The 14,575-nt window shown below is 68.6% G+C and carries 10 protein-coding genes and 1 tRNA gene; 7 read left to right on the top strand and 4 right to left on the bottom strand.

Going from position 1 to position 14,575, the window contains the following annotated elements; genetic code table 11:
* Window positions 1-125: 125 nt before the first annotated feature.
* Window positions 126-1,625 (top strand): NAD-dependent succinate-semialdehyde dehydrogenase, encoded by a 1,500-nt coding sequence (locus tag AC1DEY_RS09085; protein ID WP_476867655.1) that lies wholly within the window; start codon window positions 126-128, stop codon window positions 1,623-1,625.
* 22 nt (window positions 1,626-1,647) lie between these two features.
* Here the strand turns inward: AC1DEY_RS09085 and AC1DEY_RS09080 are convergent, their stop codons facing one another.
* From AC1DEY_RS09080 to AC1DEY_RS09070, 3 genes are read right to left on the bottom strand one after another with little or no spacing between them, the layout of a single operon-like run.
* Window positions 1,648-4,170 (bottom strand): transglutaminase TgpA family protein, encoded by a 2,523-nt coding sequence (locus tag AC1DEY_RS09080; protein WP_476867654.1) that lies wholly within the window; start codon window positions 4,168-4,170, stop codon window positions 1,648-1,650.
* The gene (locus AC1DEY_RS09075; RefSeq protein WP_476867653.1) at window positions 4,167-5,696 is read right to left on the bottom strand and encodes a DUF58 domain-containing protein; all 1,530 of its coding nucleotides are present in this window, start codon (window positions 5,694-5,696) and stop codon (window positions 4,167-4,169) included. The genes AC1DEY_RS09080 and AC1DEY_RS09075 overlap by 4 nt, the downstream gene beginning before the upstream one ends.
* A 14-nt stretch (window positions 5,697-5,710) precedes the next feature.
* Complete coding sequence (locus tag AC1DEY_RS09070; RefSeq protein WP_476867652.1) at window positions 5,711-6,853, bottom strand: AAA family ATPase; 1,143 nt, start codon at window positions 6,851-6,853, stop codon at window positions 5,711-5,713.
* Window positions 6,854-7,030: 177 nt separating this feature from the next.
* Here AC1DEY_RS09070 and AC1DEY_RS09065 point away from each other — a divergent pair, with 177 nt between their 5' ends.
* From AC1DEY_RS09065 to AC1DEY_RS09045, 5 genes are all read left to right on the top strand, one after another.
* The gene (locus tag AC1DEY_RS09065; protein WP_476867651.1) at window positions 7,031-7,918 is read left to right on the top strand and encodes a TatD family hydrolase; all 888 of its coding nucleotides are present in this window, start codon (window positions 7,031-7,033) and stop codon (window positions 7,916-7,918) included.
* A gap of 304 nt (window positions 7,919-8,222) precedes the next feature.
* Window positions 8,223-9,368, top strand: a complete 1,146-nt coding sequence (locus AC1DEY_RS09060) for a transglycosylase family protein (protein ID WP_441410328.1) — start codon at window positions 8,223-8,225, stop codon at window positions 9,366-9,368.
* Between the two features lie 170 nt (window positions 9,369-9,538).
* A complete protein-coding gene (gene rsmA, locus AC1DEY_RS09055) occupies window positions 9,539-10,438 on the top strand; it encodes a 16S rRNA (adenine(1518)-N(6)/adenine(1519)-N(6))-dimethyltransferase RsmA (RefSeq protein ID WP_476867650.1) in 900 nt (299 codons plus the stop codon).
* A gap of 91 nt (window positions 10,439-10,529) precedes the next feature.
* Window positions 10,530-11,492 carry a 4-(cytidine 5'-diphospho)-2-C-methyl-D-erythritol kinase gene (locus tag AC1DEY_RS09050; protein ID WP_476867649.1) on the top strand — a complete coding sequence of 321 codons (963 nt, stop codon included), beginning with the start codon at window positions 10,530-10,532 and terminating at the stop codon, window positions 11,490-11,492.
* A 73-nt stretch (window positions 11,493-11,565) separates the two neighbouring features.
* Window positions 11,566-13,395 carry an ABC-F family ATP-binding cassette domain-containing protein gene (locus tag AC1DEY_RS09045; protein ID WP_476867648.1) on the top strand — a complete coding sequence of 610 codons (1,830 nt, stop codon included), beginning with the start codon at window positions 11,566-11,568 and terminating at the stop codon, window positions 13,393-13,395.
* A gap of 246 nt (window positions 13,396-13,641) precedes the next feature.
* On the opposite strand, the gene AC1DEY_RS09040 is transcribed toward AC1DEY_RS09045, so the two are convergent.
* Window positions 13,642-14,241: a TetR/AcrR family transcriptional regulator gene (locus AC1DEY_RS09040; protein WP_476867708.1), complete on the bottom strand. Its 600-nt coding sequence runs from the start codon at window positions 14,239-14,241 to the stop codon at window positions 13,642-13,644.
* Window positions 14,242-14,471: 230 nt separating this feature from the next.
* Here AC1DEY_RS09040 and AC1DEY_RS09035 point away from each other — a divergent pair.
* A tRNA-Gln gene (locus tag AC1DEY_RS09035) sits at window positions 14,472-14,543 on the top strand.
* Window positions 14,544-14,575 lie beyond the last annotated feature (32 nt).

Genomic DNA, 14,575 nt, shown 5'->3' with positions numbered 1-14,575 from the left:
CAGTACCGTGGCAGTAATCCAGACGCCCGGGCCTGCCTGTGGGAACGTGCGCCTGCACCAAGAACTATTTCAACAAACTAGTGCCAACAAACTAGGCAAACCGAATTGCTGACGAGGGAGTCGTTGTGACTGTAACTGCCCAGCCCATTGTTTCCGCGGAGCGGGAGAGCGCCCTTCTGGCCTCGGTCCCGACGGGCCTGCTGATCAACGGCGAATGGCGTCCGGCCGCGTCCGGGAAGACCTTCGATGTGGAGGACCCCTCGACCGGGAAGGTGCTGCTGAGCATCGCCGACGCCGGTCCTGAGGACGGAGCGGCGGCGCTGGACGCGGCCGCCGCGGCACAGGAGTCCTGGGCGAAGGTCCCGGCCCGGGAACGCGGGGAAATCCTGCGCCGCGCCTTCGAACTCGTGACGGAGCGTGCGGAAGACTTCGCGCTGCTGATGACCCTGGAGATGGGCAAGCCGCTGGCCGAAGCCCGCGGCGAGGTCACCTACGGCGCGGAATTCCTGCGCTGGTTCTCCGAGGAGGCCGTCCGCGCGTTCGGCCGGTACTCGGTCTCCCCGGACGGCAAGTCCCGGCTGCTGGTGACCAAGAAGCCGGTGGGCCCGTGCCTGCTGATCACGCCGTGGAACTTCCCGCTCGCGATGGCCACCCGCAAGGTCGCCCCGGCGGTCGCGGCCGGCTGCACCATGGTGCTGAAGTCCGCGAACCTGACCCCGCTGACCTCCCAGCTGTTTGCCGCAGTGATGCTGGAGGCCGGGCTGCCCGCCGGCGTCCTGAACCTCATCCCGACCTCCACGGCCGGGGCCACAACGGGTCCGCTGATCAAGGACTCCCGGCTCCGGAAGCTCTCCTTCACCGGTTCCACCGAGGTCGGCCGCCGGCTGCTCGCCGACGCATCCGAGACGGTGCTGCGGACCTCGATGGAGCTCGGCGGGAACGCCCCGTTCGTCGTGTTCGAGGACGCCGACGTCGATGCCGCGGTCGCGGGGGCCATGCTGGCGAAGCTGCGGAACATGGGCGAGGCCTGCACCGCCGCGAACCGGTTCATCGTCCACGCGTCCGTCGCGGACGAGTTCGCGACGAAGTTCGCCGCGAAGATGGCGGACATGACCACGGCCCGGGGCACCGAGCCCGAGTCAAAGGTCGGCCCGCTGATCGATGCCAAGAGCCGGGACAAGGTCCACGAGCTGGTGACCGACGCCGTGAACTCCGGCGCAGTCGCGATCACCGGCGGCTCCGCCGTCGAGGGCCCGGGCTACTTCTACCAGCCCACCATCCTCAAGGGCGTGACCGAGGGCACCCGGATCCTGTCCGAGGAAATCTTCGGCCCCGTCGCCCCGATCATCACCTTCGACACCGAGGACGAGGCCGTCCGGCTCGCCAACAACACCGAGTACGGCCTGGTCGCCTATGTCTTCACCCGGGACCTGAACCGCGGCATCCGGATGGGCGAACGCCTCGAGACCGGCATGCTGGGCCTGAACGCCGGCGTCGTCTCCAACGCCGCCGCACCGTTCGGCGGGGTCAAGCAGTCCGGCCTGGGCCGTGAGGGCGGCCTGGAGGGCATCGAGGAATACCTCTACACCCAGTACATCGGCATCGCCGATCCCTACGCAGGCTAGGCACTCAACCTAGGCACACAGCCTAGCCACGACGCACCCGGCTGACGGAGTTGCGGATCTTCCCCCAGGATCCCGCGAGTCCCCGCCGGGTGCGTTGTGCTGTCCGGGACAGGACCCTGCCGGGCAGCGCGAGGGCCCGTCGCCAGCCGGACATCACCGACGGCGGCAGCCAGGCCGCGCGCAGCCGGACCAGGGGACCGGCGTTGGACCGCAGCGCGGCCTGCACCAGGGCAATCCTGGCCGCGGCGGAGTCGGCCGGGTCCGCGGTCCCTGCGTTGTCCGCCGGACCGGCGCCACCCGGGCGGCCGTACTGCTCACGTTCAAAGTCCTCGGTCAGCGCTGCCGCGGCGCGCTGCCCGGGTCCGTCCGTGACGCCGGGTTCACCCAGCGCCGCCGAGGCGCGCAACCGCTCGGAGAAATGCCGCGGCGTCTCGCTCGCTCCGGGCGCCACGCCGTAGTCCGTGGCGAGGTCCCGCAGTTCCGCCCAAGCCGGCAGGGCCGTGCCGGCGCGGGGATAGCCGCGGGCCGCCGTCATAAGCCTGCGCCGCCGCACGCCGCTGCGCACCAGCCGCGGGGAGGCCACGATCAGGGCCAGCAGCAGAGCCGCGCCAAGGCCGTAGAGCGCCTGTGCCGGGTGCGTGCCCGCAGCCGCCGGATTTCCGGTGCCGGGCAGGGGAACCGCGCCGGGGGCGGGGACCGGTGACTTGGTGGAACCGTCCCCGGGAGTCAGGGCGTCGTTGCGTTCGTTGGTGCTGGCTCCGCTGGGCGCGGCGGCCTCCGTTGCGTAGGCCGGAACGACGCCGCGGGACGGCGTGGGCTCAAACGCGACCCAGCCGACACCCTGGAAATAGAGTTCCGGCCAGGCGTGGGCATCGCGCGCATCGACTTCGAACTCCGGCAGGGGACCCTGGCCGGAGACCGCCACGGTGGCTCCAGTGGGGCGCCCCGGTGCGTAGCCCACGGCGATCCGGCTCGGAATGCCTTCCAACCGGGCCATCACGGCCATGGCAGAGGCGAAATGAATGCAGTAGCCGCTCTTCTGGGTCAGGAAGTCCGCCAGCACCGACAGGCCGTTGCCGTCGTAGCCTCCCTGCACGGGTGATTGCAGGGAGTAGCTGAACTCGGTGGAGCGCAGGTACCGCTGGATGGCCATGGCCCGCGCATACGGTGTGGCGGCTCCGGCAGTCACGGTCTGGGCCGTGCTCCGCACAACCTCCGGAACGTTCGATGGCTGCCGGAGGAACTGCTCGGGAACTCCGCGCACCGGCTCGGAGGCCCGCGCCAGCAGCGCGGCGGTGAGCTGGGGCGTGACGGACGTGACCACATACTGCTGGTCGCGGGAGTTGGTGTCGATTCCCTTGATGCTCAGCGTGGCCGGATCCCAGCTCCAGCGCCCCGCGAGGCCGTTGACTGATTCCGGCGCATACGGCGAGGGCAGGTAGGGGCTTGTGTACTGGCCGGTGTTGACGGCGGTGATGACGCGGAACTCCGTCGCGGCGGTATCAAGACCGGATTCGATCCTGCCCGTGCCCGGCTGCCGGGTTGATTCCCGGTCATCCGGTGCCCAGGAATCGCCCTCGAAGCTGTCCACCGTCACAGAGCGGAGGTACGGCGTCGTCGGCGCGTTCGTCGCGAAGGTGATCCGGCCGTCCCCGGACGGGCTGCGCAGGCTGTTGCCCAGGCTGATCATCGGATTCAGGCCGGTGGCGCCGCCGAACGGGTTCAGCCGCGAGCCCTGGGGGAACGTGCCCTGGTCGAAACCCGGGATGACCGGCTGCAGCAGCAGCGTCAAGGTCAGCGCCGCGGCGGCCGTGACCGCGCCGCGCCGGAGCTGTCCGGGGTTCCGGGCGGTGTCGGCCAGGGTGCGGGCATCCGGTGTGAACCAATGGCTGCACCCCAGGATCAACAGATACCCGACGGCGGCGCCGAGGAACCCCAGCGCCCCCACGCTTTGCGGCTTGACGATGGCAGGCACCACGAGGATCGCCAGGATCCCCAGCCCGCTCGTGGCCGGCAGCGCCAGTGGGAACGCGAGGGCATCGATGAGGATCACCAGCAGCCCGAGGACCGCGCAGATCAGCATCACGATGCCGGCGTTGGGGGCCACCGGGGTGCTCTCGGCCAGGACGGTTTCGCTGGCGCGCCTGAGGAATTTGCCCAGGTAGGTCATGGTCTCCGGGGACGGGATGAACCCGGCGATGCTGTGCTGCCGGAAGAAAATGAAGGTCAGGGACACCACGAGAGCCACCAGGCCGCCGGCAGCCACGAGCCAAGTCCGGGTACGCAAGGACCGGAGCATCGCCATGGAGAATGCCACGGCCAAGACGGTACTGAACACCGGGGAGTACCAGGCCCACCCGCGCAGGACGCCGTTGAATCCGAGGGCGGCGCCGGCGACGGCCACCGCGACGACGGTCCCCATCACCCAGGGCTGGGCGCCGGGTCCTTCCCGCCGGGACCCTGCGCCGGGGGACAGGACTGTGGTTTCGTCCGTGCCGGCCTCGCCGGTGCGGGATGCGGAGCTGCGCTGCGGTGTGAGCGTCATCGCCGGCCTCCCACGCCTCGGCGGACGTCCGCTGCGGCGGACATCGTCGGGTCGGCCTCGTCGAATGCTGTCCACGCGGCGGGCAGCGGGCTCCGGTCAGAAACCGCCACGGCCCGCCATCCGCCCAGCCTCAGTGCCTCCAGCACCTCTGGCGTCGCGCCGTAACCATGCGTCTGGTCCGTGACGAGCAGCGCGAAGGCGTTCGCGCCGAACCCGGCCGCCGGGGACAGCGCCTGGGCCTCGGCCAGGGACAGGGTGCCCAGGATCGCCAGGACCGGTCCCCGCAGCCGGTGGGCGGAGAGCTTGTCCATCAGGGCGTCGTCGAAATCCCTCGGCGCGTTCCCGGCGGCTGCGGTGTTCCTTGCGCCCCCGGCGGTTTCGTGGGCGCTGGACATGGCAGGCGGTCCCGATGTCTCCTGCGGGCTTGTCCGCCGGCGGGAATCCGGGGTGCGGTTGCGGTTCGGGTGGCCGTGGTGCGGGCCGGAGAGCTCGATGGCGGCCAGGCTTTCCGCGATGGACTGAAGCCCGGCCGTGCCGGTGTATTCCTCGGCCTCCGGGTCGGGAGCGGACGGCGAATTGCGGAAGGCGGGGGCGCCCGCGCTGTCCAGGAACCGCAGCGTGTAGTTGCGTTCCGCGAGGTGCGCCGCGATCGACATCGCCGCCGTGACGGCCCATTCGAAGGCGTCGCAGCTCAGCAGGTCGTGGCCGTCGCCTTCCCCGTTGCCCGAATGCCCGGAGGAATGGCCGGCATGGCCAAATACGCCGTGCGGATACGCCGAGAGCCGCTGATCCAGGATGATGGTCGCCTCGGGGGTCGTGACGGATTCCTCCTGCCGCACCATTAGGGACCCGTGGCGGGCCGTCGCGGCCCAGTGCACACGGCGCATCGGGTCGCCATGGCGGTACTCGCGGGTCATGACGTCGTCGTCGCTGGGATTCGCCCGGGCGCGCGTGGCTGTCACACCGTCGTGTCCGCGGGCGCCGGCCAGCCCTGTCTCGGGGAGCTGGACGGCGGCGGGGGTCACGGTCAGGAGGTCGCCGTCGTCGATCGCGTGGCGGTGGAAGGACAGCCCGAAGGGGTCGCTGAACTCCGCTGTGACGGGCCCGATCAGGAACTGGCCACGATTGGCCGATCGGAGATGGTACTCATAGCGGCTGGCGCCGCCGGTGGCCCTGCGGGCCGGGAAACGGAAGACGGGGGATTCGCCGAACCGGGCCGGCAGGTGTTCCTCCATGACGGCGTGGCCGGTTCCCGGCCCGGTCCGCGCAACGGCCAGCCGGACCGTGGTCCGGGCGGACGTTTCGACCGGCGCCGGGCTGAATTCGCGGTAGACCCGGAACCTGGGCTTCAGGACCCGGCTTCCGGCCAGGGCCAGCAGGGGCAGGACCAGCAGCAGTACGGCCAGCGCGAGCAGGTCCCGGCGGCCCATGATCTGGGCGGCCAGCAGGGACAGCGCCCCCGCGCCGAGCAGGCCCCAGCCGCGGGTGCTGAAGATGTGTCCGGGGAACCGATCCCTCAACGCCACGCCGGGACCGCCTCCTAGCGCGGATTCGGCAGTTTGGGCGACGCCGCGGCAGCCATGGCCTTGTTCCGGCCAGGGCGGCCGGTTCCGTTGTTCGAGGCCGACACTTCCGGGGTGACGGGAATCTTGGCGATGATGGCCCGGATCACGCTTTGCGGCGTCTCGCCCGCGCTGGCCGCCTTGCGGTCGAGGATGATCCGGTGGGCCAGCACAGCCTCGGCGACGCTGACGACGTCGTCCGGCAGCACGAAGTCCCGGCCCTCCAGCGCGGCGGTGGCCTTCGCCGCCCGCAGGAGCTGCAGCATGGACCGCGGGCTGGCGCCGAGCCGGAGAAGCCCGCTTTCACGCGTTGCCCGGCCCAGGGCCACCGTGTACTCCTTGATGGACCGGGACACGTAGACCTGCTGCACCGAGGCAATCATCGCAGCCACCTCCGCCGCCGTGACAACAGCCGTGACGCGGGCCAGCGGAGAGGACGCCTGGTGGGTTTCGAGCATCTCCATTTCGGACTCCCGGTCCGGGTAGCCCATGGAAATCCGGGCCATGAAGCGGTCCCGCTGGGCTTCCGGGAGCGGGTAGGTGCCTTCCATCTCAATGGGGTTCTGCGTCGCCACCACCATGAACGGCTCATCCAGCCGGTAGGACGTGCCGTCCACCGTGACCTGGTGCTCCTCCATGCACTCCAGCAGGGCCGATTGGGTCTTGGCCGAGGCGCGGTTGATTTCGTCGCCGATGACGATGTTGGCGAACACCGCGCCGTGCCGGAACTCGAAGGTCCGGGTGGCCTGGTTGTAGACGGACACGCCGGTGACATCGGACGGGAGCAGGTCCGGGGTGAACTGGATCCGGCTGACGGTGCAGTCGATGGTCCGGGCCAGTGTCTTGGCCAGCAGCGTCTTGCCCACCCCCGGGACGTCCTCCAGGAGCAAATGGCCCTGGGCCAGGAGCACCGTGAGCGCCAGTTTCGCCGCTTCTGCCTTGCCGTCGATGACCGTATTGATGGCCGTCAGGATCCGGGTGCTGGCCGAGTGGAAGGCGTCCGCGTCCAATGCCGGGGCTGGGGACCGGTGTCCGCCTGCGTCGGGGTCAAGGGCTGATCGGCTCGGGAAGCTCTGTCCTTCGGGGAGGACGTCATCTACGGAAGTGCGCTGGTAATCCATCGGCAGCCTTTCAGGCCTTGTGGGTCCCGGAACGGACCGCCAGCGGCCGCCGGGCCCCGCAGTGGCGTTCGCCTGTTTCCTTACGGGGAAATAACAGAGTATTAACAGACTACTAACACAACTGCCGGACCTGACAGAGAGTTCCAAGGAATTCTGGGCGCCGGATAGGGTGGAAGAATGCTCAATCCCCTCACTCCCGTCCCATTCCGGGTGCCTGGAACCGACGGTACCGGACGCGGCGGGTATCCGCCCGCACCCGCGCCGCTTCCCGTGCCGGTCATGGACAACCACACACATTTGGACTTTCCCGAGGCGGAGCTCCTGGTGGGAGTCAAGGATGCCCTCGACGCCGCCGAGGCAGTGGGTGTCCAGGGTGCGGTGCAGGTGGGCTGCGACCTCGAATCGTCCCGGTTCACGGTCCAGGCCGTTGAGCTCGATTCACGGCTCCTGGGCGCAGTGGCCCTCCACCCCAACGATGCCCCCGACTACGCCCGGGGCGGGACCCTGGAAGAAGCCCTGGCCGAGATCGAGGCCCTGGCCGCCCACCCGAGGATCCGGGCCATCGGCGAGACGGGCCTCGACTTCTTCCGCACCGAGGGAGAGGGCCTGGTCCACCAGCGCTACTCGTTCCGCCGCCACATCGACATCGCCAAACGCCTCGGCCTGACGCTGCAAATCCACGACCGCGACGCACACGACGACGTCGTCCAGGTGCTGCGCGAAGAAGGGGCCCCGGAGCGCGTGGTCTTTCATTGCTTTTCCGGCGACGAAGCCCTCGCCAGGACCTGCAACGCGGAGGGCTGGTACATGTCCTTTGCCGGCACCGTGACGTTCAAGAACGCGGCGAACCTGCGCGCGGCGCTCGCCATTGCGGAGCCGGACCGGATCCTGGTCGAGACCGACGCGCCCTTCCTCACCCCGCACCCGCATCGCGGCCGCCCGAACGCCAGCTACATGGTTCCGTACACCGTCCGGGCCATGTCCGATGTGACTGGATCGGAGCTGTCCGGGCTGTGTGCGCAGATCGCCGAAAATACCGTGCGGGCATACGGATCCTGGGACTGAACCGGCCTCCTCCGGCCCTCCGGAGTGGATACCGGGTATGCACAATTACTTGGCCCCTTTATAACGCTTCGGTTACAGTGGTCAACTATTAGCCGGGGTCGGGGAAGGCCTACGGAGAATTTCACTCAAGCAGGGCGTGCATCGTGGCAAACGAACCACATGTGCGCTCTCGTTTTGGGTGAGGCAGTGCATGCATGTTTCGTGACGATCCGGACTCTGTTCGGAGCCGCCTTTGGCGCGCTCACGGAGGGTGGTCACGTGTACTTATCCCCGTGCCCGGAAGGTCCAAGAGATTCGGGCAATCGTGGTCAAGTTCTTCACATCGGACGGCAAGATCAGCTTCGTCAAGGTTGGCACGCAGCTCGTAGTGCTGGTGGCACTGGTGCTGGGCCTCGTGGCCTTCGTCGGCAACAACAAGACGATCACACTCAACGTGGACGGCAAAGTCAGCTCCGTCCAGACCTTCGGCGGAACCGTCGGACAGGTCGTCAAGGGTGCCAAGGTTGAACTCCAGCCATCTGACAGGGTGTCGCCTTCGGTGGACTCCCATGTGCAGGACGGATCAGTCATCAACGTCAACCTCGCCAAGGCCGTCAAGGTCAGCCTGGACGGCGCCGAACGGACCATCTCCACCACCTCGCCCACCGTCGAAGGGCTCGTGACCGAACTCGGCGTCGCCAGCGCCTCGCAGGTCTCCGTGCCGAAGGACGCCCAGCTCGCCGTCTCCGGCTCGTTCGTGTCCATCTCGACGCCGAAGACCGTGAGCATCGTCGCGGACGGCAAGGCAGCCGCGACCACCACCACGGAGGCCACCGTGGCCAAGGTGCTCGAGGACGCCGGCATTGCGCTCGGAGCCAGCGACCGCCTCTCCCAGCCCGGGAACGCGCCGGTCGTCAACGACATGGTGATCAAGGTTTCCCGCGTCGACGTCAGCAAGACGGCCAACACCACCGAGCCGGTCGCGTTTGAAACACTCACCACCGAGAATGCGGACATGTTCAAGGGTGAGAAGAAGGTCACCCAGGCCGGCGTCGCCGGCACCACGGCCAAGAGCTTCAAGCTGGTCCTGGTGGACGGCCGCGAAGCCTCCCGGACCCTGGTGTCCGAGACCGTCAGCGCCCAGCCGGTCACCGAAAAGGTGACTGTGGGCACCAAGGAAAAGCCCCAGGCCGCCGCCAACACCGGCGCCTCCGCCCCCGCGATGATGAACCAGGGCATGTGGGACAAGATCGCCCAGTGCGAGTCCGGCGGCAACTGGTCCATCAACACCGGCAACGGTTACTACGGCGGCCTGCAGTTCGACGTCCGGACCTGGCTCGGCTCCGGCGGCGGCGCGTACGCCCCCAACGCCGCTGCGGCCACCAAGGCCCAGCAGATCGACATCGCCAACCGCGTCTACGCACAGCGCGGCCTGGGTCCCTGGGGTTGCGGCTGGGCCGCCTCCAGCTAGCACACCAGCCAGCAAAGCCAGGCCGGCGCCTGACCATCAGCTACTTACCGCCGGCCACTGACCGCCCGAGTTCCGCCGCTGCTGACCACAGCCAGGGGACCGCACAGGCCGGGTCCGGATTCCTTCCGGGCCCGGCCTGCGGCGTACCGGGGCCGGGATAGGATACCTAGGTGACTGAACCGAGCCCCTCCGCCCCCGAAAGCCTGCCCGGAGCGGCGCCCGCACCGCTGATGGGTGCCTCCGATATCCGCCGGCTGGCAGAGGAAATCGGCGTGCGGCCCACGAAGACCCTCGGCCAGAACTTCGTCATCGACGGCAATACCATCCGGCGCATCGTGAACGCCGCCGACATCCGGGCCGATGAGACCGTCCTGGAGGTAGGTCCCGGGCTCGGGTCGCTGACCCTTGGCCTGCTGGACGCCGCCCGGACCGTGGTCGCCGTCGAAATCGATCCCGTCCTTGCCGGGCGTCTGCCGGCCACGGTCGCGGCGTGGCGGCCGGACGCCGTCGGGAATTTCCATCTCGTCCTGGCCGACGCCATGAAGGTCACGGAGCTGCCCGCTGAGCCGACAGCGCTCGTGGCGAATCTTCCCTACAACGTTGCCGTCCCCGTGGTGCTGCACCTCCTGCGGCACTTTCCGAGCCTGCAGCACGGCCTGGTCATGGTCCAGGACGAAGTCGCCGACCGGCTGGCGGCCGGGCCCGGTTCCAAGACCTACGGCGTGCCTTCGGTCAAGGCAGCCTGGTACAGCAGCATGCGCAAGGCCGGCGTGATCGGCATGAACGTCTTCTGGCCCGCGCCCAAGATCCATTCCGGACTCGTCGCGTTCACGCGGCGGGAGCCCCCTGTTACCACCGCCACCAGGGAACAGGTCTTCGCCGTCATTGACGCCGCTTTCGCGCAGCGCCGCAAGACCCTCCGGGCGGCGCTGGCCGGCTGGGCAGGCAGCGCCGCCGAGGCCGAACGCTGCCTGCGGGCCGCCGGCATCGACCCCACTTTCCGTGGCGAAGTGATCGACATTGCGGCGTTCGCCAGAATCGCCGAGGCCCACGAACAGCCAGCCTCCTGAGCCCCCGGTGGGCTCTCTGTGGGCTGTTTGCGAGCCCGGCAGGGGGCGTTACGTGCTTGGAGCCCGGGCCGCGATGCCATAGCGTGGAGCCATGAACGCAGTGAGAGGGCGCTTTGCCGCGAGGACTGTCCGGGTCAAGGCTCCAGGCAAGGTCAATGTCTCACTGGACGTAGGGCCGCTGCGGCCCGATGGCTATCACTCGGTGGCCAGCGTCTACTTGGCTGTTTCACTTTACGAAGAAGTTGCCGCCACCAGCACCGACACGGGTGAGATCACGGTCAGCATCAGCGATGCGAGCACCGTGGACCTTGACGGCGTGGACATCCCACTCGACCACCGCAACCTCGCCTACAAGGCGGCAGCGATCATGGCCGACGTGTCGGAGCACTCCACCGGTGTCCACCTGGAGATCACCAAACGGGTGCCGGTGGCCGGGGGCATGGGCGGCGGGTCAGCTGACGCCGCCGCCACCCTGCTGGCCTGCGACGCGTTGTGGAACAGCGGGCTGTCCCGCGATGAGCTGGCCCACCTGGCCGCCGAACTCGGCGCGGACGTTCCCTTCGCACTGCTCGGCGGCACCGCCGTCGGCCTCGGCCTCGGTGACGAACTGTCCCCGGCCCTGGTCAAGGCCCAAACGGACTGGGTCCTGGTCACCGCCGACTTCGGCCTGCCCACCCCGGAGGTCTACCGGACCCTGGACCGCCTGCGTGCAGCCGAAGGGGTGGCGGTGGACGAACCGGACGCGGTGGATCCCGGCGTGCTCACCGCGCTGCGCACCGGCGATGCCGACGCCCTCAGCCGGGTCCTGGTCAACGACCTGCAACGGGCCTCGATCGAACTGGCCCCGGGCCTGCGCGAGACCCTCGGGCGCGGCGAGGCCTGCGGGGCGATCGCGGGAATTGTCTCAGGCTCCGGACCCACCGTCGCCTTCCTGGCGCACAGCCCCGCCGCTGCCGCCGGACTCGCCGAAGAGCTCCGCCACCACAGCTTCGACGCACTGGCGGTGCACGGCCCGGTGCACGGGGCCCGCATCATCTCCGATACGCTCCTTTAGGAGCTTTTGGCGCACCGCACCTCCTGACTTAACAGCAACACCTTCACCGATACACCTAAGAAAGCAGTTCCCTGTGGCACACCTGCTCGGCGGCGAGAACCTCACGGTCTCGTATGCAACCCGTACCGTCCTCGATGGCATTACCCTCGGCCTTGAAGAGGGCGACCGGATCGGCATGGTGGGCCGCAACGGTGACGGCAAGTCAACCCTCATGCGGCTGCTGTCCATGCGCTCCACCCCGGACTCCGGCCGGGTGACCAAGCGCAGCGAGGTCAACATCGGCTACCTGGACCAGGGCGACGTGCTCGACGGCGACCTCACCGTCGGCGCCGCGATCGTGGGGGACCAGGCCGACTATGAATGGGCCCGCAATCCGCAGATCCGCGAAGTCATGGGCGGCCTCGTGTCCGACGTCGACTGGCACGCCAACGTCCACATGCTCTCCGGCGGGCAGAAGCGGCGTGTGGCTCTGGCCAAGCTGCTGATCGAGGACCACGACGTCATCATGCTCGATGAGCCCACCAACCACCTCGACGTCGAAGGCGTCGCCTGGTTGTCCCGGCACCTGAAGTCCCGCTGGCGGCCCAACCAGGGCGCCTTCCTCGTGGTCACCCACGACCGCTGGTTCCTCGATGAAGTCTGCAACAAGACCTGGGAAATCCACGACGGCATCATGGACCCGTTCGACGGCGGGTACGCCGCCTACGTGCTGGCCCGGGCCGAACGCGACCGTTCGGCGTCGGTCATGGAAAGCAAGCGCCAGCAGCTCGTGAAGAAGGAGCTCGCCTGGCTGCGCCGCGGCGCCCCGGCCCGCACCGCCAAGCCCAAGTTCCGGATCGAGGCGGCCAACGCCCTGATCGCCGACGTCCCCGAGCCGCGCGACTCGACGGCGCTGAGCAAGATGGCCACCGCCCGGCTTGGCAAGGACGTCCTGGACCTTGAGAACGTCTCGCTGGACTTCCTCGGTGGCGATGCCGGGCAGAAGCTCTTCGACAACATCACCCTGCGGCTGGCACCGGGGGAACGGCTGGGCCTGGTGGGCGTCAACGGCGCCGGCAAGACCACCCTGCTGAAGCTGCTCAACGGCGAGATCCAGCCCAGCTCCGGGAAGGTCAAGCGCGGCAAGACGGTGGTCACAGCCGTGCTGACCCAGGAGGTCAAGGAGCTCGACGATGTCTCGGACCTGCGCGTGATCGAAGTGATCGAACGCGAAAAGCGCTCGTTCAATGTCGGCGGCAAGGAATTCACCGCCGGACAGCTCGTGGAGCAGCTCGGCTTCACCAACGAGAAGCAGTGGACCCCGGTCAAGGACCTCTCCGGTGGCGAGCGCCGGCGGCTGCAGCTGCTGCGCCTGCTCGTGGGCGAGCCGAACGTGCTCATGCTTGACGAACCGACCAACGACCTCGACACCGACACGCTCGCCGCCGTCGAGGATGTTCTCGATGGCTGGCCCGGCACGCTCGTGGTGGTCAGCCACGACCGGTACCTGCTGGAGCGTGTCACGGACCACCAGATGGCGCTGCTGGGCGACGGCAAGATCCGTGCCCTGCCCCGCGGCGTGGACCAGTACCTCGAACTGCGCGAAGGCGCCCTTGCCGGCTCCACGATCACCGGCGGCGGGAACCCCGTCACCTCCTCCAGCGCCGGTTCCGCGCCCGCCGCCACGGGTCCGTCGGAGGCCGAGAAGCGCGACGCCCGCAAGGCCAAGAACCGGATCGACCGCCAGCTGGGCAAGCTCAAGCAGCAGGAAGACAAGATCCATGCCCAGATGACGGCCGGGGCCGGGGACGCCAGCAAGTTCGACCAGCTCGCCGAGCTCAACAAGAAACTCCTGGACCTCGCCGGGGAACGCGAAGCCCTCGAACTCGAATGGCTCGAGGCCCTGGAAGTGCTGGGGGAGTAGCCTCCTCGCCGCGGGACATGCCCAGAGTGTGTGAGCACGGATGGACATGCCCCTCGGAGAAAATGCCTTCCTCGGGACATGCCCCTCTTTGCGGGCCAACAATGGGCACGTCCCGAGCGCGGCTCAGTCCCCGCCGGACATGTCCCACGGTGCGGGCAAACAATGGGCATGTTGGTGTTATGTCCATTCTTCGAGGCCGTCGGCGGACATGTCCCGCGGTAACACGCGACCCGCCAGCCCGAACCCCTAGTCCTCGCTGCGGAGCTCCGGGTCCTTTTGCAGCCCGGTCAGGCCGTTCCAGGCCAGGTTTACCAGGTGCGCGGCGACTTCGCGCTTGTCCGGGGTGCGGCTGCCCTGCCACCACTGGCCGGTCATCGCGACCATGCCAACGAGCATCTGGGCGTACATGGCCCCGTCAGCCGGGCTGAAGCCGCGGCGGGCGAGTTCGTCCTCGAGGATGTGCTCCACTCGCGCCGTCACCTGTGACAGCAGCGTGGAGAAGGCCCCCTCCGGCTGGGACGGCGGTGCGTCTCGCATGAGGATGCGGAAGCCGTCGGTCCGGTCCTCGATGTAGGACAGCAGGGCAAGGGCGGCCCGTTCCACCAGGACGCGGGGCTTGGCATCCTCTGCCAGGGCGTCGTTGATCGAAGCCAGCAGGATGTGGAACTCATATTCCACCACCTGCCTATACAGGCCATCCTTGGAGCCGAAGTGCTCGTAGATCACCGGTTTGGAGACGCCCGCAGTGGCGGCGATTTCCTCGATGGTCGTACCGTCCAGGCCGCGGAGTGCGAAAAGCCCACGGCCGATGCCGAGCAATTGTGTACGGCGCTGCGGACCTGTCATGCGGGGCCGGGCAACGTGGCTGGGGACACGCTCGGGCCTGCCGTGGCCGCCGTCCGCCCCAACGGATCCGCCCGTACTGTTGATCACAGGACCATCATGCCCTACCGCGTGGCCGCGTTCGCCCGCTGCCCGTCCTGCCGCGCTGAGCCGCCCTGTGCCGCGCTGAGTCGCACGAGCATCATCGTTCGTGGCAGAATTGGTTCTCGTGCCACAGGTCAAGCCCGGCACGGTCCGCTCTGGTGTAATGGCAGCACCCCGGCCTTTGGAGCCGTGGAGTATAGGTTCGAGTCCTATGGGCGGAACTGGCGAGACACACCGCGCAACCAAGCAAGGA

Source organism: Arthrobacter sp. 05T47 (genome assembly GCF_056395825.1).
Note: the sequence above shows the minus strand (reverse complement) of the source record. Positions and strands in the feature narration are given on the sequence as shown.